The following is a 26,046-nucleotide window of genomic DNA, read 5'->3' as shown; positions in this document are numbered from 1 at the left end:
TCCAGGCCCATGACATTTGTCATCGCCGACCCGTGGATCTCCACCGCCGTCTCATGACGGCGCGCACTGCCCGCCCGGCCGGGTAGGCGGAAGGCTTGAGCCATGGAAACGAGCCAGCCCCTCCGCCCCGGCGACAGCGTGATCGAGGTCACCGACCTGCACCGCCACTACGGCACCGGCACCACCGGCTACCACGCCGTCCGCGGCGTCGACCTGACCGTCGGCCGCGGTGAGCTGTTCGCCCTGCTCGGCACCAACGGGGCGGGCAAGACCTCCACCATGGAGCTCATCGAGGGCCTGGCCGCCCCCACCGGCGGCACCGTCCGGGTGCTCGGCCACGACCCCCACCGGGAGCGCGCCGCCGTCCGCCCGCGGATCGGCATCATGCTCCAGGAGGGCGGCTTCCCCGGCGACCTCACCATCGCCGAGACCGGCCGCAGCTGGGCCGGCATGACCAGCGGCGCCCGTCCGGTCGACGAGGCCCTGGAGCTGGTCGGCCTCGGCCACCGCCGCGACGTCCGGGTCAAGCAGCTGTCCGGCGGCGAGCGGCGCCGGCTCGACCTCGCGATGGCCCTGCTCGGCCGCCCCGAGGTGCTCTTCCTGGACGAGCCCAGCACCGGCCTCGACCCCGAGGCGCGCGCCGCCGTCTGGCGGCTGGTCCGCGAACTGCGCGCCCAGGGCACCACCGTGCTGCTCACCACGCACTACCTGGAGGAGGCCGAGGAGCTCGCCGACCGGCTGGCCATCATGCACGGCGGCCGGATCGTCACCACCGGCACCGTCGCCGAGGTGATCGCCGGCCGGCCCTCCCGGATCAGCTTCGAACTCCCCGAGTTCACCGGGACGGCGCTGCCGGTCCTCGCCGGGGCCGAGATCACCGTCGACGGCCGCAAGGTCACCGTGCAGACCGGCGGCCTCCAGCACACCCTCTTCGAACTGCTCGGCTGGGCCCAGCAACACGGGATCACGCTCGGCTCCCTGGACGCCCGCAGCGCCTCGCTGGAGGAGGCCTTCCTCGCCATCGCCTCGGAGGCCGCCCACCAGGCCCCGCCCCAGTCGCCCGCCGCCCCCACCGCCCGCCCCGCCCGCCGCCGCCTGATCGGATCCGCCCGATGACCACCGCCACCGCCGCCAAGACCGCCGCCGGCCCGCAGAGCACCACCGCCCGCCGGCTGCTCGCCCTCGGCCGCGCCGAGGCCACCCTGCTGCTGCGCAACCGGGCCGCCCTGTTCACCGCGCTGCTGCTGCCGCTGCTGCTGATCGCCGGCCGGCACAACATGCTCAAGCAGCAGGCCGAGTCCCACCCCGGACTGGACGTCGACACGCTGCTGATCACCGGCACCATCGGCGGCATCCTCGCCTTCGTCGTCTACTACAACCTGACCGCCGCGTACGTCGCCCGCCGCAACGAGCTGGTGCTCAAGCGGCTGCGCACCGGCGAGGCCCGGGACATCGAGATCCTGGCCGGCACGGCGGTGCCCTCGGTGAGCCTCGCCCTGATGATGTGCGCCGTGGTCGGCGTCGGCGCGGCCGCCCTCCTCAAGCTCAGCACGCCGGTGAACCCGCTGCTGCTGGCCGTCGGGCTGGTCCTGAGCATCGCCGTCTTCATCGCACTGGCCGCCATCTCCAGCGCCTTCACCAAGACCGTCGAGACCGCCGGCATCACCACCCTCCCGGTGCTGCTGGTCTCCCAGTTCGGCTCCGGCCTGCTCATCCCGCTGGAGATCATGCCCCCCGGGCTGGCCGACTTCTGCCGCCTGCTGCCCACCACCCCGGCCTTCCAGCTGATCCGGATCGGCTGGACCGGCACCGACGGCTCGGCCGCCGCCACCGGCTTCGCCGGCACCTGGTCCACCGCCGCCCCGCACCTGGTGACCGGCGCCGTCTGGCTCGGCCTGGCGGTCTGGGGCGCGGTGCGCTACTTCCGCTGGGAGTCGCGCCGCTGACGCCCCCGGCGGGCACCCGCTCCGGAAGTGCGAAGGTCAGGACCCCGTTCCGCCTCTGATATGAAGGTAGCGACACGATCTTGATCGAAACGGGGAGCGATTCGATGGCCGTCCAGGGGCCGGTCCGCAGATGGAAGGGCTTCGGCAAGCCCCAACGCGCCGAGCTGTACTTCCGCTGGTCGCTCTACTTGGTGGCCTGGTGCATCGTTCCGGTGAACCTGGTGTTCAGCGCCTCCTCCGTCGAGAACCTCGACCGGTCGATCGGCGCCGTCCGGGTCACCCTGGTCGTCTCGCTCGCCTCCACCCTGCTCTGCCTCCGGGCGTTCCGCACCTCGCTCGACCACTACCTGCACCGCCCCACCGAGCACCTGCGCTGGCTGATCGTCAACAGCGGGATCTCGGTCGCCGGTTCCTGGGCCGTCCTGCTGCTGGGCCCGTCCGCCGCCGGACCCGGGCGGCCCGGAGGGCCGCCGTTCACCGCGTCGGTCGCCATCGCCCTGCTGTGCGCCGCCATCGGCCCGATCAGCGTGGGCCTGCCCCTGCGCCGGGCCTTCGCCGCCGGACTCGGACTGATCCTGCTGGTCGCCCCGGCGATGCTGCTGGCCGGGATGAGCCCCGCCACCACGGCCGGACTGGCGGTCGGGGCGGCGATCAGTCTGGCCGCCCTCGTCGGCACCTGCCGCAGCTTCGCCTGGGTGACCGCGATCATCTGGGAACTGGAGACCGCCCGCGAGGCCCAGTCCCGGCTGGCCGTCGCCGAGGAGCGGCTGCGGTTCTCCCGCGACCTGCACGACGTGATGGGCCGCAACCTCACCACCATCGCGCTCAAGAGCGAACTCGCCGTCCAGTTCGCCCGCCGCGGGCGCCCGGAGGCCGCCGACCAGATGGCCGAGGTCCAGCGGATCGCCCAGGAGTCGCAGCGCGAGGTCCGGGACGTCATCCGCGGCTACCGCACCGCCGACCTGCACGCCGAGGCGATCGGCGCCCGCGCGGTGCTGCGCAGCGCCGACGTCGCCTGCGAGATCGACCTCGGCGAGAACGCCGACCAGCTGCCGCCGCCGGTCCAGTCGGTGCTCGGCTGGGTGATCCGCGAGGCCACCACCAACGTGCTGCGGCACAGCGAGGCCGCCCACTGCCTGATCCGGCTGAACCTCCAGGACGGCCGCGCCGTCCTGGAGCTGGAGAATGACGGAGTGCCCGCCGTCCCGCTCCCCTCGCTGGGCGGCGGCACCGGACTGCGCGGCCTGCGCGAACGGCTGGCCGCCCACGACGGCGAGCTGACCATCCCCGAGACCGCCCGGGGCACCTTCCGGATGCTCGCCGCCGTCCCGCTCTGACCCGCACCCACCGACGGAGGACCGCCCGATGACCGACCCCGCACCCGTGCGCGTCCTGCTCGCCGACGACGAGCACCTGATCCGGGGCGCGCTGGCCGCGCTGCTCTCCCTGGAGGAGGACATCACCGTGGTCGCCGAGGCCGGCTCCGGCCCGGAGGCGCTGGCGATGGCGCAGGCCCACCGCCCGGACGTCGCGGTGCTGGACCTCCAGATGCCCGGCAAGGACGGCATCGAGGTGGCCACCGAACTGCGCCGGCTGCTGCCGGACTGCCGCTGCATGATCGTCACCGGCCACGGCCGCCCCGGCTACCTCAAGCGGGCGCTGGAGGTCGGGGTGCGCGGCTTCCTGCCGAAGACCGTCTCGGCGGCCGACCTGGCCGGCATCATCCGGACCGTCCGGGCCGGCGGCCGGTACGTGGACCCGGAGCTGGCCGCGGACGCGATCAGCGCGGGCGAGACCCCGCTCACCCCGCGCGAGACGGACGTCCTGGAACTGGCCGCCGACGGCACCTCGATCACCGAGATCGCCGAACGGGCGGCGCTGTCCCCCGGCACCGTCCGCAACTACCTGTCCTCGGCGGCCGGGAAGCTGGGCGCCGAGAACCGGCACGCGGCGGTGCGGATCGCCCGCGAGCACGGCTGGATCTAGGTCCGAACACGGGCACGGCTCGCGGGCGGTCGGGCGTCAGGCCCAGGCGGTGCCGGTCAGCCGCTCGTACACCTCGATGTACTTGGCGCGGGTCTGCTCGACCACCTCGGCCGGCAGCTCCGGCGGCGGCTGCTCGCTGTAGCGGTCCCAGCCGGAGGCCGGGGAGACCAGCCAGTCGCGGATCAGCTGCTTGTCGAAGGACGGCTGCGAGCGGCCGGGCTGCCACTCGTCGGCCGGCCAGTACCGGGAGGAGTCCGGGGTGAGCACCTCGTCGCCGATCAGCAGCTCGCCGTCCAGCAGGCCGAACTCGAACTTGGTGTCGGCCAGGATGATGCCGCGGTCGCGGGCGATGTCCCGGGCCCGGCCGTAGACGTCCAGGGTGGTGCGGCGCAGCTGGGCGGCCAGGTCGGCGCCGATCCGGCGGGCGGTCTCCTCGTAGGAGACGTTCTCGTCGTGCTCGCCGACCTCGGCCTTGAGCGCCGGGGTGTAGATCGGGGCGGGCAGCTCGGAGCTGTTCTCCAGGCCCTCCGGCAGGGCGATGCCGCAGACCGTGCGGTTCTCCTGGTACTCGGCCAGGCCGGAGCCGGCCAGGTAGCCGCGGGCGACCGCCTCGACCGGGACCATGTCCAGGCTGCGGCAGATCAGCGTGCGGCCCTTCCAGTCGGCGGGGGCGCCGGACGGGACCTCGGTGGAGATCACGTGGTTGGGGACGATGTCGGCGATCCGCTCGAACCACCACAGGGACAGCTGGGTGAGGACGCGACCCTTGTCGGGGATCTCGTTCGGCAGCACCCAGTCGTGGGCGGACATGCGGTCGCTGGCGACCATGACCAGCTCGCCCGACTCGGTCCGGTAGAGGTCGCGCACCTTGCCGGTGTGCAGGTGGACCAGGCCGGGCACCTGGACCGGCTCGGGCTTGGTGACAAATCCGCTCAAGGTGTCTCAGTCCTCAGGGGTCGTTCGCGGGCGTGGGGCGCGCGAAAGGGGAGGTCACTGCCCCCGCAGTCTTTCACGAACCCCCGAGGCCCCGTTTCTGGCCGAGGGCGGCCCCGTTCCGGGCGAGCGGGGCCCGGCCGAAGGAGGCCTCGTTCTTGCCGAGGCGGTCGAGCAGGTTGGCGGTGGCCCGCTGGATCCGCTCGTCGGTGAGGCCGGGGCGGCCCAGCGCGGGCGACCAGGCGAAGGTGCCGGCCGCGAACACGTACGCGCCGCTGGGCGCCCGGTACAGCGAGGTCTCCTGGTAGCGGGTGCGGCCGGCGAGGTCCTGGTACGGCGAGTGCGCGAGCAGCACCCGCTCGGTGTGCTCGGGCAGCGCCACCTTGGGGTAGTAGCGGTCGGCCTCGCCGGCGACCAGGCCGGGCAGTTCGTCGCCCTCCTGCAGGCCGGTGCCGTCCCAGAGCCAGTGCGCGGTGTGCCGGGCGATCAGCGGGACGGGCGCGGCGACCCGGCCCGAGTACTGCAGGCCGAGCACCTGCTGCTCGGGCTCGCCGGCGTCCCGCCACAGCGCGCTGGCCGAACCGGGCACCCCGGCGGCCGGGTTGCCCGGCTGGACCTTCTGCCGCTTGCGGCAGTTGAGCAGCCGGTTGGGTTCGCCGGAGGCGGCGGCGGTCAGCTCGACCCGCCAGTACATGGTGTTGGCGGACAGGAACACCAGCGAGGTGCCGTCGTCCCTGGCCTGCTCGACGGCCCGGCGCATCGGCTCGGACCAGTACTCGTCGTGGCCCGGGAAGATCAGCGCCCGGTGCCGCCCCGGGTCGACCAGGCCCGCGTGCAGGTCGGTGGCGGTGGCGTAGGAGAGGTCGTAGCCGTAGCGCTCGGCCCAGCGGATGAAGTCGTACGCGTGGCCGACGTGCAGCGGCAGCCCGGCGGTGGCGTGCGGGCGGTCGAAGGAGACCGTGACGGCCGCCTCCGGCTCGCCGACCAGGCCGCCCCGGCCGTCCCAGGCGTGGTAGAGGCTGGCGCCGCTGCGGCCGTCCTCGGGGAACAGGTTGTAGGCCTGCCAGGTCACGTCCGGGACCACCAGGAGCAATTCGGCGGCGTGCTCCCGGTCCTCGAAGTCCCGGACGGTGAACGGGATGTGGCTGCGGTGCAGCATGTCCGCGGTGGTCAGCACGGCGACGTACGCGCCGGGCTTCCAGTGCACCGGGATCTGCAACCGCCAGGAGTGCCACCAGTGGTGGCAGGAGACCGTCCGCTCGACCACCAGCGGGGCGGGCTGGGCCAGCCCGGCGATCAGCGGGCTGGACGTCATGTGGCGGGCGCCGTCGCCGCCGTAGTGGCCGATCCGCCAGACGTCCACGGTGAACTCGCGGGGCGGGTTGACGGTGACCCGGAAGTCCACCGAACCGCCGGGGCGGATCACCCCGGCCGAGGCGAAGCCCTTGATCTGCTGGTCCACGTCGTTGGCGCTCTGCGGGGTGCCGACCGGCGGCTTGGGCCGGGCGCCGGCCGCCAGCGGCCGCTGGCCGGGCGCGTCCACCGAGACGTACCAGGGGACGGCGCCCTCGGCACCGGCCAGGTACTGGTCCGGGCTGCGCAGCCAGGGCAGCGGGCCCTGACCGAAGGGGTCGGAGACGCTGTAAGCGTGCGTTCCGGACTCCCAGCGGCGGTTGAGTTCCGTGCCCACGCGCCCCTCCCAGGTGCACTTCCGCCCGGTTGGCACGTGCCCCCCGGATGTGCGTGCGGTCTAATACACCACAGAGTGCTGGCGCTCCGTCACCCTGCGGTCGCAATTGGTGCCGGGAATCTCACGCCCTCCCCCGGCCGGGCCTCCGGCCTGCGGAGACGGCCGCCCGCCGGTCGGTTTGGGGGCGCGCGCCGGAGCACCGAGCGCCGCCTGTCCGGCTCACAACCGAACGGGTTTCTCCAGACGGACATCGGCGGCGTCCAGCCAGGCCCGCAGCGGACCGTCCTGGCCCTGCTCGACGGCCTGGGCGACCGGCCCGGCCAGGTCGGTGCGGCGGATCCCGCCCAGCAGCAGCACCGGACCGTCCAGCCAGTCCAGGCCGGGCGCGCCGCCCGCGGTGTCGACGGCGGCGCAGCAGACCATCGCGGTGACGTGGTCGACCAGCAGGTCACGGCCGCTGCGGGCGGTTTCGAGCAGCGGGGCCGGGGCGGTGGTGCGGGCCAGCTGGGCGGCCAGCGCGGCGGCCAGCTGCTCCCCCTCGCCCTCGGCGAGCCGGACCAGCAGCCGGGTGAGCGTCGGGGAGCCGGGGCGGGCCTGGGGGGCGAGCCGGTCCAGGGCGGTCTGCAGGGCGGCGGCGCGGGCCCGCCAGCCGGCGTCCACCACGTCGGCCGGGTAGTCCGTCCACTCCAGCTCGTGCCAGCCTCCGGCGGCCGGGCTGCCGAAGAACAGCTCGGCGGCGAGCCGGGAGACCGCCCGGTCGACGGTGCCGGGCTCCTCCAGCAGGTCGCAGGCGGGGCGGTCGCCGAGCCGGGTGCCGTAGCCGTCGGCCAGGCGGTCGCGCCGGGACAGCTCGGTGAGGGCGGAGACGACGCCGGCGTTGAGGTGGGCGGGGTGGCGGCCGAGCCGCCAGGCGGGCAGCGCGACCCGGGTGAGCAGCCGGTCCCAGCCCGCGTAGGCCAGGCCGACCTGCTCCTGGGCGGCGATCCGCAGGCCGTAGTCGACCGTCCTGGCCTGCTCGGAGGCCCAGCTCGCGACGGAGCGCTCCAATTCGGCGGCGTGGCCCCGGCAGGCGCCGAGCAGCCGTCGGATGATCCTGCGGGTGATCCGCTCGGCGAGCGCGGCCGGACCGCGGCGGGGCGGCCGGGGCGGGCCCGCCAGGGTGGCGCCGCCGAGGCCGGGGGCGGCACCCTGGCCGGAGTCCAGGCCGGCGTCCAGGCTGCGCAGGAAGCGGCGGGCGGCGGCGATCTCCGGGTCGGCGGAGGCGGCGGTGCCGGCCACCACGGGGGCGAGCAGGGCGCGCAGTTCGCCGGCCCGCATCCACCACAGGAACGGCGAGCCGATCACCAGGACCGGGCCCGGCGGCTCGGGGTGCGTCCGGAACGGGCGGGCCCGCCGTACCGGCGGCACGTCCTCCAGCCAGCTGTCGCAGTCCGGGGTGAGGGCCACGGTGGAGGGCGCGGGCACGTCCAGCCGGTCGGCGAGTTCGTCGATCAGCCGGTACAGCTCGGGCGCCTCGGCGCGTTTCAGCGGGACGGCCGGGGTCCGGGGCGGGACGGCCCGGCGGTAGGCGCGGGCGGTCAGCCCGGCCACCAGAAGGGTGAGCGCGGCGACCGCGCAGACCACCCAGCGGGCGGCGTCCCACCCGGCGGCGTCGGAGGAGCCGGGTGCGCCGATCCGCCCGGTGAACCGGCCCGCGAGCAGGACCACCGCGACGGCGGCGGGCATGGCGGCGGCGGCCAGGGCGAGACCACGGACCCGCAGGACCGCCTGGGCATGAGCGCGCGCGGTGTCGACTGCGGCCATACGGTGCGGCACCCCCTTCGGAGCCCTCGGGCGCCCGGCGACGGGCCCTGAGCCGACTCGAAACGATCAGTTCCGACCGGGAAGCGGAGGCGTCCGATCCCCGGTAGTGCATGCTGTGTGGCGCTTCTGCCATGTTCGACGCACCGGCCCGGGTGGGTGTTCCGGATCGCCCCGGTTTCCACTCGTCCCGGTGACACCGCCCGGATTCCGGACGGTCACGACCGGTCCGGTGCGAAGCACCCGGGCACCCGCCCGGCCGGACGCCGTCCAGCATCCCCCCGTGGGAACACCGCTACCCGGCGGCGACCCCGGCGCACGGCCACGTCGCACTGCGATCCAGCGCACCATAAGGCCGGGCGCCCGGCTACGTCAGCCGGATGCGGGTGCTGTCACCCGATGGGCTGGAATCCGGCCGCCGAACGGTGCGCCGGCCCCCGGAGCCACTCCCGCCCCGGAAACGCCGCAGGGCGCTGCGTCCATGGGGGGAAATCCCACGGTGCGCGGCGCCCTGCGGGCGGAGGCGGGGCAGGCCCTACGCGGTGGCCGCCTTCAGGGCGATGTCGGTGCGGTGCTGGCCGCCCTTGAGCGCGATCCGGTCCACGGCGGCGTACGCGCGGTCGCGCGCCTCCGCCAGGTCGGCGCCGGTCGCGGTGACCGACAGGACGCGGCCGCCGGCGCTCAGCACCCGGCCGTCCTCGTCGGCCCTGGTACCGGCGTGCAGGACGAACGCGGTGCCGTCGGCCTCGGCCTCGGCCAGGCCCTCGATCGGGTCACCGGTGCGCGGCGCGGCCGGGTAGCCCTCGGAGGCGACGACCACCGTGACGGCCGCGCCCTCGTCCCAGCGCAGCGGCTCCAGCTGGTCCAGGGTGCCGGTGGCGGCGGCCAGCAGGACGGCGGCCAGCGGGGTGCGCAGCCGGGCCAGCACGACCTGGGTCTCCGGGTCGCCGAAGCGGGCGTTGAACTCGATCACCCGGGTACCGCGCGAGGTGAGCGCGAGGCCCGCGTACAACAGGCCGGAGAACTCGGTGCCCCGGCGGCGCAGCTCGTCGACGGTCGGCTGCAGGACGCTCTGCTGGACCTCCTCGACCAGCCCGGCGGGCGCCCACGGCAGCGGTGAGTAGGCGCCCATGCCACCGGTGTTGGGGCCCTCGTCGCCGTCCAGCGCGCGCTTGAAGTCCTGCGCGGGCTGGAGCGGGACGACGGTGGTGCCGTCGGTGATCGCGAACAGCGACACCTCGGGGCCGTCCAGGTACTCCTCGATGACCACGCGCTCGCAGGAGGCGGCGTGCGCCAGCGCGGCCGCGCGGTCGGAGGTGACCACCACGCCCTTGCCGGCGGCCAGGCCGTCGTCCTTGACCACGTACGGCGCGCCGAAGGCGTCCAGCGCCTCGGCGGCCTCGGCCGGGGTGGTGCAGACGTAGGAGCGGGCGGTGGGCACGCCGGCCCCGGCCATCACGTCCTTGGCGAAGGCCTTGGAGCCTTCCAGTCGGGCGGCTTCGGCGGACGGGCCGAACACCGGGATGCCGGCCGCGCGCACGGCGTCGGAGACGCCCGCGACCAGCGGGGCCTCCGGGCCGACCACGACCAGGGCGGCGCCGAGCCGCACGGCCAGGTCGGCGACCTGCGCGCCGTTCAGCTGGTCGACCGGGTGGACCGTCGCCACCTGTGCGATCCCGGCGTTGCCCGGGGCACAGTGGAGCTCGGAGACGGCGGGATCTTGGGACAGAGAGCGGCACAGGGCGTGTTCGCGGGCGCCGCCGCCGATGACGAGGACCTTCACGCTTGGCAAGGGTAGTCGGTGGCCAGTTCCGGCCGCTCTCCGGTCCCGTCCGATCCTCCAGTCGGGGCGGTCCGTACGCCGAGGATGTCGGAGAAACCTCCAACTCGGACCGGCTCGGTGCGCACCGGGTGCCCGAGTCAGGACGGCGGGTCACCGGACCCTCCCTCGGACGGGTGAAATCTCGCCGACCCCCGCATCCCTTCCACCTCGGGTTCCGGTGGCCGAATCCGGTAACGATCACCGGGGAAGCGACCCCATGGTCAGCCATTTGGCGGTAAGAAGTGCTGTTGGACAACCAACGGCAGACGTTGAGTCAGTCGATGGACCGCCAGACCCAGCAGTCCGCCCGCCACAGGGAGCCCCACAGGTGAGCCAGCCGGAAATGCAGCCCGAGGAGAGTGCCTGGGGCAAGGAGATCGGCGAGGAGGACCCGCCCGCCGCGACCATCGCCCGCCAGGAGTCCACCCGCCGACGGACCGATCTGAGCACTCGACAGTTCCCCCTCGGGGACTGGGGCGAGCCGGCCGAACGCCTGGAGGAGCTGTACCGCTGGTCCGAGGAGCGGGCGGTCGAGGCGATCGAGTGGTACCGCAAGGACCGGATCTGGAAGCGCCGCTGGGCGCGCCTGCTGCGGTTCGGCACGGCCGGCTTCGCGGTGGGCGGGGTGACCGCGCCGCTGGTCGACCTGACCGGCGTGGTCTCGCACGGCACCAGCTGGGGCTACGTCGGCCTGGCGCTCGCCGCCGCCTGCTACGGCACCGACCGGGTGTTCGGCCTCACCTCCGGCTGGATGCGTGACGTCAGCACCGCGCAGGCCCTGCAACGCCGGCTGGAGGCCTTCCAGTTCGACTGGGCGTCGGAGTGCGTGCGCGAGGTGCTCGGCCCGACCGAGGGCACCGCGGGCGAAGCCGCCGAGCGCTGCCTCGGCGTGCTGCGCCGGTTCTGCGAGGACGTCTCGGACATGGTCCGCACCGAGACCTCGGAATGGATGCTGGAGTTCCGCGCGTCCATGACGCAACTACCCACCCAGGCCCCGGGCACCTGGGGCGGGCGCAGCGAGAGCGGGGTGGGCGCCCAGGTGCGGGTGCTGCCGCCGCCGGGCACCCGACCCACCATGCCGCGCCAGCGGCCGCCGGAGGGGCCGCTGCGGTAGCGGGCGGGAAGGCGGGCCGCCTGCCGTGGCGGGCGGGCCGGTGCGGCGGCGGGGCGGACGCAGTGGGCGGATGCAGCGGGCGGTGCCTCGGACGGAAGGCCGCCCGGTGCCTCAGGCGAAAACCACCATCGAGCCCTGGGCGAGGCTGCGGGTCGCCGCCGCGTACAGGCCCGCCCAGGCGTGCCGCTCACGGGCGAAGGGGTGCAGGTCGTCCAGCGGCGGCCCGAACGGCTGCTCCAGGCCGGTCGGGCCGAGCGGCCGGGTCGGGTCCGGCGGGTTGAGCGGGTCGAGGCCCAGCGCCGGGGCGACGGCCTGCAGTTCGCGCAGCAGCCCGTGGCTGGAGCCGAGCGGACCGCCGGAGGCGAGCAGTGCGTCGTCCACCAGCGGAGCCGGGAACTCTATCGGCACGTAGGCGCCCGCGTGGTCGAAGTGCCAGACCAGGTGCGACTGTTCGGCACTGCTCTCGAACATCTCCAGCAGCTGCTCGTAGTCGCCGCCGAGCGAGTCCACCGGCGTGATGTCCAGCCCGGTGAGGCCCAGCAGGTAGGCACGGCGCAGGAAGTGCAGCGAGTCGTAGTCGAAGGCGGCTATCGGCTCGACCGCCCCGCTCAGCCCCGGTACGTACTGGTAGACCGGCACCTCGGGCAGCCCGCGGGAGGCCAACACCGCGTTGTAGAGGGCGAGATCGTCCCTGAAGGGATTGTCGGGGCTGTGGCTCAGCACGTCCACGAGCGGGACGAGCCAGAGGTCGCAGGCCATGGCCGGCAGTTCCTCTCCGGGCGACGGGGTCGCCCGCAGAGCGGGACGACGACGGGGGCGGGGTCGGTACCCGGACGGCCGTTGTGCGGGACGCCCGGTTCGACGACCGCCCACCCTACCGGCCCGGGGCCGGGCGCGGGTCGGGCCGTCCCTGCGGTGCGTCCGGGGGCGGTTCGGGCAGCCGCCGGCCGAACCGGCCGTACGACACCGAGCGCGGCTGCGGCACCAGGCCGAGGCCCAGCCCGAGTTCGCGGCCGAGCTCCCGGCCGACCTCCTCGCCCGGCCGGCGCCGGCCCCTCCCGACCTGGTCGAACGCCTGGCCGGAGGCCGGTTCGGCCGCCACCGACGGAGCGTCGGCGGACGGGGCGTCGGCGGACGGGGCCAGCGGCACGGGGCCACCGCCGTCGGGCCCGCCGCCATCGGACTCGCCGTCCACCGGTCCGCCGTCCAGGGGTTCGGTGAGCAGCCCCAGCACCGTAACCGACTCCAGCGGCCGCCCGGCCAACCCGGCCAACAGCCGGGCGGTGTACAGGTTGTACTCGCAGATGATCCGGTGCGCGCCGACCAGGTCCCGCGCGCCGATGGCGTCGACCAGGTCGAGGTGGCGGTCCCAGCAGACCTCGGCCAGAACGGGCAGGTCCCGCAGGTAGGGCGCGGCGAACATCCACGACTGCACCCGCAGCCAGTCCAGGTAGTCGCCGATCCGGCGGTTGCCGATCAGCGCGGCGACCTCCTGCCAGAACCGGCGGTCGCAGCCCACCATCACGTCCAGGTTCCCGGCCCGGGCGGCCCGGACCGCCGCGTCGGCCCGGCGGCGCAGCGAGGGCAGCCTGGCGAGGTCCGGCAGCGCCCTGCGAGCGGAGAACTGGCGGTAGTAGCTGTCGGTGACCAGCACCCGGGACTCGAAGATCTCCAGGAAGTCGTCCCAGCCCAGCTCGGGCACGGTGAACCCGCGGTGGTGCTCGGCCCGCAGCAGCCCCTGAGCACCGAGGTCGACCAGCGCCTCGCGGGCCGGGGTCGCCGAGACGCCGTACAGCTCGGCGATCTCCTTGACGGTGAAGTTGCGGCCGGCCGCCAACCGGCCGGCCATCATCTCCTCGCGCAGCGCACCGGCGATCTGCTCGCGCAGGCTGTTGCGCTGGATGACGGAACGGGTGTCGCCTGCGCCGTTGCCGGGCATGCGCGCAACCTCCTGGGGCGGGCCGATCAGGCCGCCCCTCGGCGGACCGGCCAACGAGCGGCGGGGAACACGACGAGTGCTCATCTTCTCAAACCCGCCCCGAGAAGGTACAAACCAACCCCCCGGAGGCCCCGACGCCCCCGGACTCCCCCGCCCGGGCCGGGCCGGGCGGGGCGAGGCGGGCCCGGGTCAACGCCGGCCCGGGTCAGCGCTGGACCGGCGCGGGGATCCCCAGCAGGCGGTCCCGCAGCACCGGGAACTCCTCGCGGGCCTTGCCCACCTCGGCCGGATCGAACTCGACGGTCAGCACCTGCTCCTCCGTGCCGGCCTCGGCCAGCACCCGGCCCCACGGGTCCACCACGATGCTGTGCCCGGCCTGCTCGACGCCGGCGTGCGTCCCGGCCGTGTTGCAGGCCAGCACGAACGCCTGCTCCTCCACCGCCCGCGCCCGCGCCAGCAGCGTCCAGTGCTCGCGCCGCCGGGCCGGCCAGGCCGCCGGAACCACCAGCAGCTGCGCGCCGGCGTCCAGCAGCGCCCGGAACAGCTCCGGGAAACGCAGGTCGTAGCAGGTGGCCAGGCCCAGGGTGGCGAAGTCGGTGGCCGCGGTGACGATCTCCTGACCGGCGCCCATCACCACCGCCTCGCCGCTGTCGAAACCGAAGCGGTGGATCTTGCGGTAGGTGTGCACCAGCTCGCCGTCCGGGGCGAACAGCAGCGAGGTGTTGTAGATCGGCCCGTCCGGGTCGCGCTCGACGATCGAACCGGCGTGCAGCCAGACCCCGGCCGCCCGCGCGGCCGCCGCCATCGCGTCCGACGTGGGCCCGTCCAGCGTCTCCGCGCCGTCCGACCACAGGTCGTAGGCGAAGCCGCCGAGCGGCCACAGCTCCGGCAGGACCACCAGGTCCGCGCCCTGCTGCGCCCGGACCAGCGCGGCGGCCCGGGCCCGCCGTTCGGCGGGCGGCTCGGCGTCGGAGACCCCGAGTTGGATCAATGAAGCGCGCACAGTACCACCGTCCACGGCAAGAGACCTACGATCGTCACCCGAAAGCGCTGCCCAGCTGTCTCCCGGCAGCGTAACGTGCGGTTAGCGTGTGCGCCTGGAAGCCGGACCATCCCGGCCGACCGGGGAGGCCGGGCGCAGAGGGCAAGGAAGCTGACGGAGGGCCGGAGATTCCCGTGACGGACAACCAGACCGTGCAGGCTTACACGGAGGCGTGGGCCCAGAGCATCGAGTCCATATCGGAGCTGGTCGCCCCCCTCCCCGAGGGCTCCTGGAACCGGGCCACCGAATGCCCCGGCTGGTCGGTCCGGGACGTCGTCTCGCACATCATCGCGGTCGAGTCCGAACTCCTCGGCGACCCCCGCCCGATCCACTCCCTGCCGCGTGACCTTCGCCACGTCACCACCGACTTCGCCCGCTACATCGAACTGCCGGTCGACAAGCGCCGCTGCCACACCGCTCTGGAGATGACCAGCGAGCTGGAGTACACCATCATCCGCCGCTCCCGGGCACTGCGGAACGCCAAGCAGATGCCCCTGGAGCCGGTGCGCTGGCCGGCCGGCCCGAACAGCCGCGACGTGCACTACCACGAGCTGCTGCGCCTGCGGGCCTTCGACGTCTGGGTGCACGAGCAGGACCTGCGCCGGGCCCTGGACACCCCCGGCAACCTCGACTCCCCGGCCGCCCTGATCGCCCGGGACGTCCTGCTCGGGCTGCTGCCCAAGGCCGTCGCCCACCAGGCCGGCGCCCCGGCCGGAACGGCCATGGTCCTGGACGTCACCGGCCGCGTGGAGTTCCTGCGCACCGTCCGGGTCGACTCGACCGGCCGCGGCACCGTCGACGAGTCGATCAGCCTGGCCCCCGACGTCCAGCTCACCATGGACTGGGAGACCTACCTCCGGCTCGCCTGCGGCCGCGGCCGCCCCGGCCCGGTCACCATCGACGGCGACAAGGAACTCGCCGACCGCGTCCTGTCCGCCTTCGCCGTCACCATCTGACCCCAGCCACCCCGCCGCGCACACCACCCGGCGCACACGCACCAGTGCGCGCCGGGTGCCGAATCCTGGGCCGGCGCAATCCGCCCGACGCCGTCAAGAGGTCAGAAACCCACCGGCACCGCGCTGTCGGCATGTGGCCGGTAACCATCACCCAAAGCGATGGTTAGGACGTTTCCGCAGGTGGGAAACCATACGCGAGCGGAAACCCACTGCTCGGAGTGATCAGCAAGGCGGGCTTGTATGCCTTGATGTCGAGCAAGCCCGACACCCAGCCGTTCAGGCACTGGGTCACCCGAGGCCGCATCTACGGGACAACACCACAGCTCGCCGAACTGCTTCGCGAGTACGGGCGCCGACCTGGAGTGGCATGCACAGTCGGGCCATGCCTGACTTTTAGTCAGGCATGGCCCGACTTTCGAGAAGGTTAATCACGTTTCCGCAGGTCGTTCGCCCTACATCTCGGCCGCCCGCAGCGCACACCACCCGGCGTACACGCACAAGCGCGCGCTGGGTCGGCACCACTCGTGCATCCATCCGTCAATCCAGCACCATCACCTCACCCGTTCGACCTCGTTGTTCCGGGCACCCCAGCCACCACCCGGAAGAAGGAGGGGCGTCCCCATGGACGACGAACAGCAGCAGATGGTCCTGGTCCGATCGAGCTTCCCGGTCACGGGCCAACCGATCCGAGTCGTGATGATCGACGGACAACCGTGGTTCGTCACGGCAGACGTGTGCCGAGTCCTGGGCCGAGGAAACCCGGCACACACCGTCAAAGGGCTGGAAACCCACCAGCACCGCACTGTCGACTTGCGCTCGGTAACCATCACCCGAGGTGATGGTTACGGCGTTTCCGCAGGTCAGAAAGTCTACCGACGAGGAAATCCATTGCTCGGCGTGGTGAGTGAGGCAGGACTGTATGCCCTTCTCATGAGGTCGGACAAGAAGTCCGCCCGACCGTTCCGCGCGTGGGTTACTGAAGACCTTCTCCCCTCCGTCCGCCGTGGGGACACCGACATTCCCACCCAGCAGCAGCGGATGGCGGAGACCTTGGCCGAGGCGATCGGGCAACAGGTACGGATCGTCGCCGAGATCGACCACGAGGACTGGCCCGGCCTGACCGTCCACTCGGACGGGACGGTCCACTGCCAGCACGGCGAAATGGTTCTCCACCTGCCGACCAGGGAGGAAGACAGCGGACCACCGTTCGGCGCGTACTTCGCCTGCCCGGGCGAGGAACGGGTCGGAATCCGGGCCAGCCGGATCGTCCCCGGCTGCCCGAAACTGAAGCTGGTGGACCTGATCCGCATGCGGCGCGAAGTCGCCGAACAGCCGACGCGACCGGGGGCGCATCCGGCTCGCACACCGATGATGCCTCCGGAGGGCACAGTGCTCTGTGTGATCGACCGGGTCCAGCTCTACGGACGGCCGCCGGAGGTCACCGAGGTGCTCCGGGGTATCGGGCTGTAATCGCGGGAGACCCTTGTTCTGAACAAGGGTCTCCCGCATCTTGGCAGGTCAGAAACCCTATGCCCCCGCCGCGACCTTGCGGCGCAGGCGCAGGATCATCATGGTGCCGACCGCCAGCGGGACGTACTGCCAGCAGAACGCCCAGCGGAAGGCGTCGGCCGAGTAGGAGTCGGTGCCGGCCGGGGAGAGGCCGTCCAGGAGGACGCCGATGCCGAAGAGGGTGATCATCGTGCCGATGAACCCGCCCATGTTGACGATCCCGGAGGCGGTACCGAGGCGCTCCACCGGGTTGCGGGCGCGGGCGTAGTCGAGGCCGACCAGTGAGGCCGGGCCGTTGCTGCCCATCACCACGATGATGGCGGACAGCAGCCAGATCGGCGGGTGTCCGCCGGGCCAGGCCAGGACGAGCGCCCAGCCGAGGGCGGTGGCCGTGATGACGGTGAGGACGATCGGCATTCGGGCCCGCGCCGAGACGGAGAGCACCCGGCCGAACAGGAAGCCGAAGGCCATGTTGCTGAGCACCAGCAGGGTCAGCATTCCGCCGGCCTCGGCCCGGGAGAGGCCCTGCGCCTCGACCAGGTAGGGCAGGCCCCAGAGCAGGCCGAAGGCGTTGCCGGGGAACTGGGTGGTGAAGTGCACCCAGAGCCCGAGCCGGGTGCCCGGTTCGCGCCAGCACGCGCGGACCTGCCGGCCGACGTTCGGTCGCGGCGCGGGCGGGTGTTCGACCGGCCGTACGGCGGCCGCCGGGGCCTCCTTGAGGAAGAGCGCGACCAGCGCGAAGACCGCGACGCCGAGCAGGGCGATCGCGGTGAAGGTGGGTGTCCAGCCCTCGCGGTGCAGGGCCTGTGCGAGCACCACGGTGGTGATCAGGTTGCCGCCCATTCCGGCGAGGCCGGTCAGCTGGGCGACGAACGGGTTCCGGGCGGCGGGGAACCACCGGGCGGCGAGCCGCAGCACGCTGATGAAGGTCATCGCGTCGCCGCAGCCGAGCACCGCCCGGGAGGCCAGCGCGGGGGCGAAGGAGGAACTGAACGCGAAGGCCAGCTGGCCGAAGCTCAGCAGGACGACGCCGAGGAGCAGCACCCGGCGCGGCCCGATCCGGTCGACGAGCAGGCCGACCGGTATCTGCATGGCCGCGTAGACCAGCACCTGGAGGATCGAGAAGGTGGAGAGCGCGGAGGCGCCGATGCCGAAGCGATCGGCGGCGTCCAGTCCGGCCACGCCGAGGCTGGTGCGGTGGATCACCGCGAGGATGTAGACGCTGACGCCGATGGACCAGGCCAGCCAGGCCGCGCGCCCGCCGGGCGGGGACGGCGCGGGGGCGACGGACGGCGTCGGGACTGCCGGCGGCGTCGGGTCGGCGGTTCGGGGAGCGGGGTCGGACAGGGGTGCGGCTGAACGGGCGGGCTCCACGGTCATAGTGCGACCAGACTAGTCATCCCATGATGGGACGCCCAGTGCGGGGTACGGTCGATCGTCCACGGACCACGGATCCCACGGCCCCACGGACCACGGATCCCACGAAGCACGGATCCCACGGACCCCCGGACCACGGATCCCACGGATCCCACGGACCGGGCGTCAGCCGGTCACCGTCCAGGACACCGCCCGGGTCATGTAGCGGTCCCGGAAGGCCTCGTCCCGCACCCAGTCGGTGGTGTCCCGGACGGTCGCCGTGACGGTGGCCGTCCGGCCCGGGGCCAGGTTCAGCTGGTCGGTGTCCAGCCAGGAGCCGTCGGCGGCCTGCGGCGTCACCGCGACGCCGTCCACCTTCCACTCGACCTTCAGCTGTCGCGGGCCGGTCAGCGGCACCGGCCGGACGTTCAGCCGGGGGCGCCCGCTCACCTCGCCGGGGGGCGGCGACGGGGTGTCGGTGGGCCGGATCCTGCGGTACAGCTCCTCCATGATCGCCTCGCGCGACGGCAGGTTGTAGGCGCTGCCCAGGGTGCGCATCACCGAGTCGGGGGTGGGCCGGTAGAGGCCGTTGGCGCTGCGGTAGGCACCGACCGTCCCGGCGCCGTCCGGGGACTCCGCGCCCAGCCAGCGCCACCACTTGGTCTGCTTCGTGCGCATGTCGTCGGCGTCGAGGGTGGCGAGGTTCGGGTAGTCGGCGTCGTCCGGGGCGCTGTCGTACTCGTCGCCGAGGTCCCCCACGGTGTGCCCGATCTCGTGCTGGATGATCCGCCCGGCGTCCGGGCTGCCGCCGGCCAGGGTGGTCACCCCGGTGCCGCCGGCGCCGCCGTACTCGGTGGAGTTGGCCAGGGCTATCAGGTACTGCGGCCCGGAGCTGTCGCCCGCGTACCGGGCGGTGGCGGCCTCGTCGGCGCAGAGCAGCCGGGCGGTGCCCTCGCACCAGAAGTGCATGCCGAGCGGGGTGGCGGGGTTGCGGCCGCGGCTCTCGGTCTCGGCTATCCCGGAGACCGGGGAGACCACTTCGACCCGCCGTATGTTGAAGAACCCCTGGTAGGTGCGGAACGGCTCGATGGCCATCAGCGCGTGCCAGGCCCGGTCGACCTGCTGTCGGAACAGGTCCTGTTCGGTGGCCGTGTAGCCGTCGCCGAGCAGGACCAGGGTGATCCGGTTGGCCGGGTCCCCGGTGCGGCGTATGTCGACGGTGGGGGCGGCCGTGACGGGCCGGCGGTCGGCGCGCTGTGCACTGTGCGGCGGGACCGCCCGGTCGGCGGGGGCGCCCGGCCCGATCACGCCGAACGGCGAGGGGCCGACCAGTTCCAGGGCGGCGGGGAGTACGGCGGTGGACACCAGCACGAGCGCGGCCAGACTCCGAACGAGACGGCCAGGGTTGCCAGGTGGCATACGGGTGCGTCCTCGGGGTTCCGGTCACCCGGCGTAGCCCGGGTGGTGGAGCGAAGACGTACCCGGACGGGTGTGTCACCCCTACCGCGCGCCGAAAATGTCACCGACCTGGCCGAATGACCCTCACCACACCAGTCATCCCAATGACTGGAATCTGACCGATGAAAAGCCTCTCGTCAGCGCCTGCGGAGGTTCAGCACCAGGTGGGTGCCGAGGCCGAACAGCAGGCCCCAGAAGGCCGAACCGATCCCGAACAGGCTCATCCCCGAGGCGCAGGCCAGGAAGGTCACCACCGCCGCGTCCCGCCCCCGCTCGTCCGCCACCGCCGCCGCCAGGCTGCCCTGCAGCGAGGCCAGCAGGGCGACCCCGGCGATCACCGCGATCAGTTCCTTCGGCAGGCCGGTGAACAGGCTCACCAGCACCCCGCCGAAGCTGCCCACCAGCACGTACAGCACGCCCGAGGACATCCCCGCGATGTAGCGGCGGCGCGGGTCGGGGTGGCTCTCCGGGCCGGAGCAGATCGCCGCCGTGATCGCCGCCAGGTTCACCCCCGGCGAGCCGAACGGCGCCAGCAGCAGCGACACCACACCGGTCGACCCGATCAGCAGCCGGTCGTCCGCCCGGTAGCCGAAGGCCCGCATCACCCCGAGGCCCGGTGCGTTCTGCGAGGCCAGCACCACGATCGTGAGCGGCAGCGCCAGCCCCACCGCGGCCGCCCAGGAGAACGCCGGCACGGTGAACACCGGCCGGGTCGGCCCGCCCGAGCCCAGGTGCAGCGGGAGTCCGACGGTCAGCGCCGCCAGCACCCCGCCCACCAGCAGCGCCACCGGGACGGCGTACCGCGGGGCCAGCCGCTTGGCCAGCAGGAAGGCCGCGAGGCTGCCCACCACCAGCACCGGCGCGCCGTGCACGGCGCCGAAGATCCCGGCGCCGAAGGAGAACAGGATGCCCGCCAGCATCGCGTTGACGATCCCGGTCGGCACCGCCGCGATCAGCCGGCCGAACCAGCCGGTGACCCCGAAGAGCGTCACCACCACCGCGCTCACCAGGAACGCCCCCACCGCCTCCCGGTACGGGTACGCGCCCAGGCTGGTCACCAGCAGCGCGGCGCCCGGGGTGGACCAGGCGGTGATCACCGGGGTCCTGGTCCACCAGCTCAGCGCGAAGCCGCTCAGCCCACTGCCGATGGCCATCGCCCAGATCCAGGACGCCGTGTGCGCCGCGTCCAGCCGCCCGGCGGCCGCCGCCGCGAGCACCACCACCAGCGGCCCCGAGAACGACACCGCGATGCAGACCAACCCCGCCAGCAGCGCCGGCCCCGACACGTCCCGCCGCAGCGAGCGGCGCTCCCCGCCCCCGTCCGGCACCGTCTCCGGTCGGACCGTCAGCTCTTCAGTCATTCCGGAAGTATCCCCAACACCGCAACCCGGGCTCCCGGAAAAGACTTTGAAACCACCTGCAACCCCCGGCAAGGATGCACGTCTGTACGGATGAAGGCACGGAGAGTGCGACCGGCGGGGCCGGGGCGCTTCCGCTCCGCCCGGAGCGGGGCCCGTCGCCTTCACCCGGCCACGCCGTCTTCACCCAGCCACGCCGTCGGACCCATGACCCCGGGGAGTCAGGTCATGCGCGCGTCCGCCATCGGCTGGTCCTGATCGCCGCGCGCCGCCTTCGCCCCCAGCGACGGCCGACGGGCGGGCAGAAGCGGAGAGGCCTTCCCCCACACGGCGGTGTGGGGGAAGGCCCCTTCGTGGCGTCCTGTCCGTGACGTCCCGGGCCGTCAGCCCCAGGTGATCAGGCGCTTCGGGCGCTCCAGCAGCGCGGCCACGTCGGCCAGCACCTTGGAGCCCAACTCCCCGTCCACCAGGCGGTGGTCGAAGGAGAGCGCCAGCGTGGTCACCTGACGCGGGACGACCTTGCCCTTGTGCACCCACGGCATGTCCCGGATCGCGCCGACGGCGAGGATCGCGGCCTCGCCGGGGTTGAGGATCGGGGTGCCGGTGTCGACGCCGAAGACGCCGACGTTGGTGATGGTGATGGTCCCGCCCTGCATGTCGCCCGGCGAGGTCTTGCCCTGGCGGGCGGTGTCGATCAGCTCGCCCAGCGAGACGGCGAGGCCCGTGAGGGTCTTGCCGCCGGCGTCCTTGATGTTGGGGACGATCAGGCCGCGCGGGGTGGCCGCGGCGATGCCGAGGTTCACCTGGCCCTTGATGACGATCTCCTGGGCCGCCTCGTCCCACTGCGCGTTGATCTCGGGGTGCCGCTTGACCGCGGTGAGCAGCGCCTTGGCGACCAGCAGCAGCGGGCTGATCCGGACGTCCCGGCCCAACTCGCCGCTCTCCTTGAGCCGGCGGACGAACTTCATCGTGCGGGTCACATCGACCTGGACGAACTCGGTGACGTGCGGGGCGGTGAAGGCCGAGGCCACCATCGCCTGCGCGGTCGCCTTGCGGACGCCCTTGATCGGCACCCGGACGTCGCCCGCCACGGTGACCGGCGCCGGCACCGCCGCCGCGACCTGAGCGGCCTCGACCGGCGCCGCCGGGGCGGCCTGCGCGGCGGCCAGGGCCGACGCGTGGGCGTGCACGTCCTCGCGGGTGATCACGCCGTCCCGGCCGGTCGGGACGACCGCGCGCAGGTCGATGCCGAGGTCCTTGGCCAGCTTGCGCACCGGCGGCTTGGCCAACGGCCGCTCCCCGGCGGGCTGTTCGGCCAGGACGGGCGAGGCGGTCGCGACCGGCGCGGCCGGTGCCGGAGCGGCCGGCACGACCGGAGCCGCCGGCACGACGGGCGCGGCCGGAGCCGGCGTCGCGGTGACGGTCGTCGTGGTCGTGCGCCGGGCCCGGCGCTGGGCGGTGCCGGTGCGCGGGCCGTAGCCGACCAGCACCTCGCGCCGCTCGGGCTCGGCCGGTTCGGCCGGCGCGGCGGCGACGGGCGCAACAGCGGCAGCGGCAGCGGCAGCGGCAGCGGCGACAGGAGCCGCGGCCCCGGCCTCCCCGGCGACCGCGACCGAGATGATCACGGTGCCGACGTCGACCGTCGCGCCCGCGGGGAAGAAGAGCTGCTCGACGACCCCGTTGAACGGGATCGGCAGCTCCACCGCCGCCTTGGCGGTCTCCACCTCGCACACGACCTGCCCGTCGGTGACGGTGTCACCGGGCTTGACGTACCAGCTGAGGATTTCGGCCTCGGTCAGGCCCTCGCCCACATCGGGCATCTTGAACTCGCGGAGCGAGCGAACTTCGGTGGTCATCTTCGCTCCCCCGGATCAGTACGCGAGTGCGCGGTCGACGGCGTCGAGCACGCGGTCCAGGTCGGGAAGGAAGGCCTCCTCGACGCGGGACGGCGGATACGGCGCGTGGTAGCCGCCGACCCGCAGCACGGGCGCCTCCAGGTGGTAGAAGCACCGTTCGGTGAGCCGGGCGGCCAGTTCGGCGCCCATGCCCAGGAAGACCGGCGCCTCGTGCACCACGACGGCCCGCCCGGTGCGCTTGACCGACTCCTCCAGGGTGGTGAAGTCCACCGGGGAGAGCGAGCGCAAGTCGACGACCTCCAGTCGGCGGCCGTCCTCCTCGGCGGCCGCGGCGGCCTCCAGGCAGACCTTGACCATCGGGCCGTAGGCGAGCAGCGTGGCGTCGGTGCCGGAGCGCACGATCCGGGCGTCGTGCAGTCCGAGGTCGGCGGCGTCGCCGACCTCGCCCTTGTCCCAGTACCGGCGCTTGGGCTCCAGGAAGACCACCGGGTCGTCCGAGGCGATGGCCTGCCGCAGCATCCAGTGCGCGTCGTGCGCGTTGGACGGGCTGACCACGCGCAGGCCCGCGGTGTGCGCGAAGTACGCCTCGTGCGACTCGCTGTGGTGCTCGACCGCGCCGATGCCGCCCGCGAAGGGGATGCGGATGGTGACCGGGAGCTTGATGTTCCCGAGCGCGCGGGCGTGCATCTTGGCCAGCTGGGAGACGATCTGGTCGAAGGCCGGGTAGACGAAGCCGTCGAACTGGATCTCCACCACCGGGCGGTAGCCGCGCAGCGCCAGGCCGATCGCGGTGCCGACGATGCCGGACTCGGCGAGCGGGGTGTCGATGACCCGTCCCTCGCCGAAGTCCTTCTGCAGGCCGTCGGTGATCCGGAAGACGCCGCCGAGCTTGCCGATGTCCTCGCCCATCAGGACGGTCTTCGGGTCGCTCTCCAGCGACTTGCGCAGCGCGCCGTTGAGCGCCTTGGCAATGCTGAGCTGACCGGCCATCAGAGGTTCTCCCCCGCCTCGAAGGAGGCCGCGTACTGGACGTACTCGGCCCGTTCCTCATCGACCAGCGCGTGCGGCTCGCTGTACACGTGGTCGAAGATCAGGGTCGGGTCCGGGTCGGGCATGCCGCGCACGCCCTCGCGCACCCGCAGCCCCAGCCGCTCGCTCTCGGCGTCGATCGCGGTGAAGAACTCCTCGTCGGCCAGGCCCTCCTTCTCCAGGAGGGCGCGGAGCCGGGCGATCGGGTCCTTGGCCTTCCAGGCCTCGGTCTCCTCGGTGGGCCGGTAGCGGGTGGGGTCGTCGGAGGTGGTGTGCGCGCCCATCCGGTAGGTGAACGCCTCGATCAGCACCGGGCCGTTGCCGCTGCGGGCGTGGTCGAGCGCCCAGCGGGTGACGGCCAGGCAGGCCAGCACGTCGTTGCCGTCGACCCGGACGCCGGGGAAGCCGAAGCCGGAGGCGCGGCGGTACAGCGGGATCTTGGTCTGGGTGGTGGTGGGCTCGGAGATCGCCCACTGGTTGTTCTGGCAGAAGAACACCACGGGCGCGTTGTAGACCGAGGCGAAGGTGAAGGCCTCGTTGACGTCGCCCTGGCTGGAGGCGCCGTCGCCGAAGTAGGCGATGACCGCGTCGTCGGCGCCGTCCTTGCTGATGCCCATCGCGTAGCCGGTGGCGTGCAGGGCCTGCGCGCCGATCACGATGGTGTACAGGTGGAAGTTCTTCTCGTTCGGGTCCCAGCCGCCGTGGTTCACGCCGCGGAACATGCCGAGCAGGTTGAGCGGGTCGACGTCGCGGCACCAGGCGACACCGTGCTCGCGGTAGGTGGGGAAGGCGTAGTCGCCGGTGCGCATGGCGCGGCCGGAGCCGACCTGGGCGGCCTCCTGGCCGAGCAGCGAGGCCCACAGGCCCAGCTCGCCCTGGCGCTGGAGTGCGGTGGCCTCGCCGTCGAACCGGCGGACCAGCACCAGGTCGCGGTAGAGGGCGCGCAGCTCCTCCGGGGTGGTGGTGAGCGGGTAGTCCGGGTGCTCGACCCGCTCGCCTTCCGGGGTGAGCAGCTGTACGAGCTCCGGCTGGGCGTCCTTCCCCGTGGCGCGGAGGGTGTCAGGGACGCCGGGGGCCGCCTTCTTGCGGGCCCTCGCCGTGCTTTTGACGGTCACGTTCACTCCTCGGTCTGTCCGGCCGCCCGGGGTCGCCGGTGACCGGTCCGGTCACCGCCTCGCGGGGCGCGCGTGGGTGTGCGCTCCTACTGCGGGGCAGGTGGTGATCCTGTTCCGACGGCGTCCCTCACGAGAACGTTACCCAGCGTCCGCCCTTGGCGCGCTTGCGCTAGGACGTCCTACTTGTTCAGGGCTTACAACCCCGAGGGTGCCGCGGGCAGCGCGCCGTCGGAAGGGTGGGGGTGACGGACCGCGTGACGCAGCTCTCAATTCGGGCGCCTTCAGGACACCAGCGCACGTTATCCGGGCGCGAGCCCGTACGTAAGGGGGTTCTCGGTATCGGTTTCGGACCGCCCCGGCCGGACCGCCTGACCGCGGCACCAGGGACGATAGGTCTTCCGTACGGTGATATGGGAGGCTTTGGACGTGACTGATAACGGACAAATCAGGGTTTTCCTGCTCGACGATCACGAGGTTGTCCGGCGGGGCGTGCACGACCTGCTCTCGGTCGAGGACGACATCGAGGTGGTCGGCGAGGCCGGCACCGCCGCCGAGGCGCTCACCCGGATCCCGGCGGTCCACCCCGACGTCGCGGTGCTCGACGTCCGGCTGCCGGACGGCAACGGGGTCGAGGTCTGCCGGGAGATCCGGTCCCGGCTGCCGGAGATCAAGTGCCTGATGCTGACCTCGTTCTCGGACGACGAGGCGCTGTTCGACTCGATCATGGCGGGCGCGTCCGGCTACGTCCTGAAGGCGATCCGCGGCACCGACCTGATCACCGCCGTCCGGGACGTCGCGGCCGGCAAGTCGCTGCTCGACCAGGTCGCCACCAGCCGGGTGCTGGCCCGGCTGCGCGACGGCGGCGAGAAGGAGGACGAGCGGCTGGCGCAACTCACCAAGCAGGAGCGCCGGATCCTCGATCTGATCGGCGAGGGGATGACCAACCGTCAGATCGGCAACGAGTTGCACCTGGCCGAGAAGACGGTGAAGAACTACGTCTCCAGTCTGCTCGCCAAGATGGGAATGGAGCGACGCACCCAGGCGGCGGCCTTCGTGGCACGGCACCAGGCGGACCAGCAGCACTGACCAGAACGGCGATCACAGAACTGACGACTTGTCAAGGGCCCCCGCACGGGG

At 73.1% G+C, this 26,046-nt stretch carries 21 protein-coding genes; 8 read left to right on the top strand and 13 right to left on the bottom strand.

What is annotated here, in order from left to right; all coding sequences use genetic code 11:
* Positions 1–102: 102 nt before the first annotated feature.
* The 4 genes from OG556_RS17900 (at position 103) to OG556_RS17885 (ending at position 3,932) form a co-directional block, all read left to right on the top strand.
* Positions 103–1,116: an ABC transporter ATP-binding protein gene (locus OG556_RS17900; protein ID WP_371517915.1), complete on the top strand. Its 1,014-nt coding sequence runs from the start codon at positions 103–105 to the stop codon at positions 1,114–1,116.
* Positions 1,113–1,946, top strand: a complete 834-nt coding sequence (locus tag OG556_RS17895; protein ID WP_371517913.1) for an ABC transporter permease — start codon at positions 1,113–1,115, stop codon at positions 1,944–1,946. Before OG556_RS17900 ends, OG556_RS17895 begins: the two co-directional genes overlap by 4 nt.
* A 104-nt stretch (positions 1,947–2,050) precedes the next feature.
* Complete coding sequence (locus tag OG556_RS17890) at positions 2,051–3,283, top strand: sensor histidine kinase (RefSeq protein ID WP_371517912.1); 1,233 nt, start codon at positions 2,051–2,053, stop codon at positions 3,281–3,283.
* Between the two features lie 28 nt (positions 3,284–3,311).
* A complete protein-coding gene (locus tag OG556_RS17885) occupies positions 3,312–3,932 on the top strand; it encodes a response regulator transcription factor (protein WP_350876631.1) in 621 nt (206 codons plus the stop codon).
* A 36-nt stretch (positions 3,933–3,968) separates the two neighbouring features.
* On the opposite strand, the gene OG556_RS17880 is transcribed toward OG556_RS17885, so the two are convergent.
* The 4 genes from OG556_RS17880 to purD form a co-directional block, all read right to left on the bottom strand.
* Positions 3,969–4,868 carry a phosphoribosylaminoimidazolesuccinocarboxamide synthase gene (locus OG556_RS17880; protein ID WP_371517911.1) on the bottom strand — a complete coding sequence of 300 codons (900 nt, stop codon included), beginning with the start codon at positions 4,866–4,868 and terminating at the stop codon, positions 3,969–3,971.
* 73 nt (positions 4,869–4,941) lie between these two features.
* Positions 4,942–6,555, bottom strand: coding sequence for a N,N-dimethylformamidase beta subunit family domain-containing protein (locus OG556_RS17875; protein WP_371517910.1), 1,614 nt, complete (start codon positions 6,553–6,555; stop codon positions 4,942–4,944).
* Positions 6,556–6,774: 219 nt separating this feature from the next.
* A complete protein-coding gene (locus tag OG556_RS17870; protein ID WP_371517909.1) occupies positions 6,775–8,358 on the bottom strand; it encodes a hypothetical protein in 1,584 nt (527 codons plus the stop codon).
* 532 nt (positions 8,359–8,890) lie between these two features.
* Positions 8,891–10,138, bottom strand: a complete 1,248-nt coding sequence (gene purD, locus OG556_RS17865; protein WP_371517908.1) for a phosphoribosylamine--glycine ligase — start codon at positions 10,136–10,138, stop codon at positions 8,891–8,893.
* 367 nt (positions 10,139–10,505) lie between these two features.
* On the opposite strand from purD, the gene OG556_RS17860 reads away from it, so the two are divergent.
* The gene (locus OG556_RS17860) at positions 10,506–11,291 is read left to right on the top strand and encodes an SLATT domain-containing protein (RefSeq protein WP_371517907.1); all 786 of its coding nucleotides are present in this window, start codon (positions 10,506–10,508) and stop codon (positions 11,289–11,291) included.
* A gap of 111 nt (positions 11,292–11,402) precedes the next feature.
* Here OG556_RS17860 and OG556_RS17855 read toward each other — a convergent pair whose 3' ends face one another.
* The 3 genes from OG556_RS17855 to OG556_RS17845 form a co-directional block, all read right to left on the bottom strand.
* On the bottom strand, positions 11,403–12,050 hold the full coding sequence (locus OG556_RS17855; protein ID WP_350876643.1) for a hypothetical protein: 648 nt from the start codon (positions 12,048–12,050) through the stop codon (positions 11,403–11,405).
* A gap of 115 nt (positions 12,051–12,165) precedes the next feature.
* Positions 12,166–13,230: a GntR family transcriptional regulator gene (locus OG556_RS17850; RefSeq protein WP_371517906.1), complete on the bottom strand. Its 1,065-nt coding sequence runs from the start codon at positions 13,228–13,230 to the stop codon at positions 12,166–12,168.
* 205 nt (positions 13,231–13,435) lie between these two features.
* Positions 13,436–14,233, bottom strand: a complete 798-nt coding sequence (locus OG556_RS17845; RefSeq protein ID WP_063348508.1) for a carbon-nitrogen family hydrolase — start codon at positions 14,231–14,233, stop codon at positions 13,436–13,438.
* A gap of 173 nt (positions 14,234–14,406) precedes the next feature.
* On the opposite strand from OG556_RS17845, the gene OG556_RS17840 reads away from it, so the two are divergent.
* Both OG556_RS17840 and OG556_RS17835 read left to right on the top strand, forming a co-directional pair.
* Complete coding sequence (locus tag OG556_RS17840; protein ID WP_350876647.1) at positions 14,407–15,228, top strand: maleylpyruvate isomerase family mycothiol-dependent enzyme; 822 nt, start codon at positions 14,407–14,409, stop codon at positions 15,226–15,228.
* A 621-nt stretch (positions 15,229–15,849) separates the two neighbouring features.
* Positions 15,850–16,698: a Bro-N domain-containing protein gene (locus OG556_RS17835; RefSeq protein WP_371517905.1), complete on the top strand. Its 849-nt coding sequence runs from the start codon at positions 15,850–15,852 to the stop codon at positions 16,696–16,698.
* Positions 16,699–16,755: 57 nt separating this feature from the next.
* On the opposite strand, the gene OG556_RS17830 is transcribed toward OG556_RS17835, so the two are convergent.
* The 6 genes from OG556_RS17830 to pdhA form a co-directional block, all read right to left on the bottom strand.
* Positions 16,756–18,117 carry a nitrate/nitrite transporter gene (locus tag OG556_RS17830; protein WP_371517904.1) on the bottom strand — a complete coding sequence of 454 codons (1,362 nt, stop codon included), beginning with the start codon at positions 18,115–18,117 and terminating at the stop codon, positions 16,756–16,758.
* 162 nt (positions 18,118–18,279) lie between these two features.
* Positions 18,280–19,512, bottom strand: a complete 1,233-nt coding sequence (locus OG556_RS17825; protein WP_371517903.1) for a M64 family metallopeptidase — start codon at positions 19,510–19,512, stop codon at positions 18,280–18,282.
* A 176-nt stretch (positions 19,513–19,688) separates the two neighbouring features.
* Complete coding sequence (locus OG556_RS17820; RefSeq protein WP_371517902.1) at positions 19,689–20,912, bottom strand: benzoate/H(+) symporter BenE family transporter; 1,224 nt, start codon at positions 20,910–20,912, stop codon at positions 19,689–19,691.
* A gap of 380 nt (positions 20,913–21,292) precedes the next feature.
* Entirely contained in the window at positions 21,293–22,765 is a 1,473-nt protein-coding gene (locus OG556_RS17815) for a dihydrolipoamide acetyltransferase family protein (RefSeq protein WP_371517901.1), read from the bottom strand.
* A gap of 15 nt (positions 22,766–22,780) precedes the next feature.
* Positions 22,781–23,755 carry an alpha-ketoacid dehydrogenase subunit beta gene (locus OG556_RS17810; protein ID WP_063348502.1) on the bottom strand — a complete coding sequence of 325 codons (975 nt, stop codon included), beginning with the start codon at positions 23,753–23,755 and terminating at the stop codon, positions 22,781–22,783.
* A complete protein-coding gene (gene pdhA / locus OG556_RS17805; RefSeq protein WP_371517900.1) occupies positions 23,755–24,909 on the bottom strand; it encodes a pyruvate dehydrogenase (acetyl-transferring) E1 component subunit alpha in 1,155 nt (384 codons plus the stop codon). The genes OG556_RS17810 and pdhA overlap by 1 nt, the downstream gene beginning before the upstream one ends.
* Positions 24,910–25,335: 426 nt before the next feature.
* Between pdhA and OG556_RS17800 the strand changes: the two genes are divergently transcribed.
* Positions 25,336–25,995, top strand: coding sequence for a response regulator transcription factor (locus OG556_RS17800; RefSeq protein WP_350876661.1), 660 nt, complete (start codon positions 25,336–25,338; stop codon positions 25,993–25,995).
* Positions 25,996–26,046: the final 51 nt, after the last annotated feature.

The sequence above is a fragment of the Kitasatospora sp. NBC_01300 genome (assembly GCF_041435235.1).
Lineage (GTDB): Bacteria > Actinomycetota > Actinomycetes > Streptomycetales > Streptomycetaceae > Kitasatospora.
Note: the sequence above shows the minus strand (reverse complement) of the source record. Positions and strands in the feature narration are given on the sequence as shown.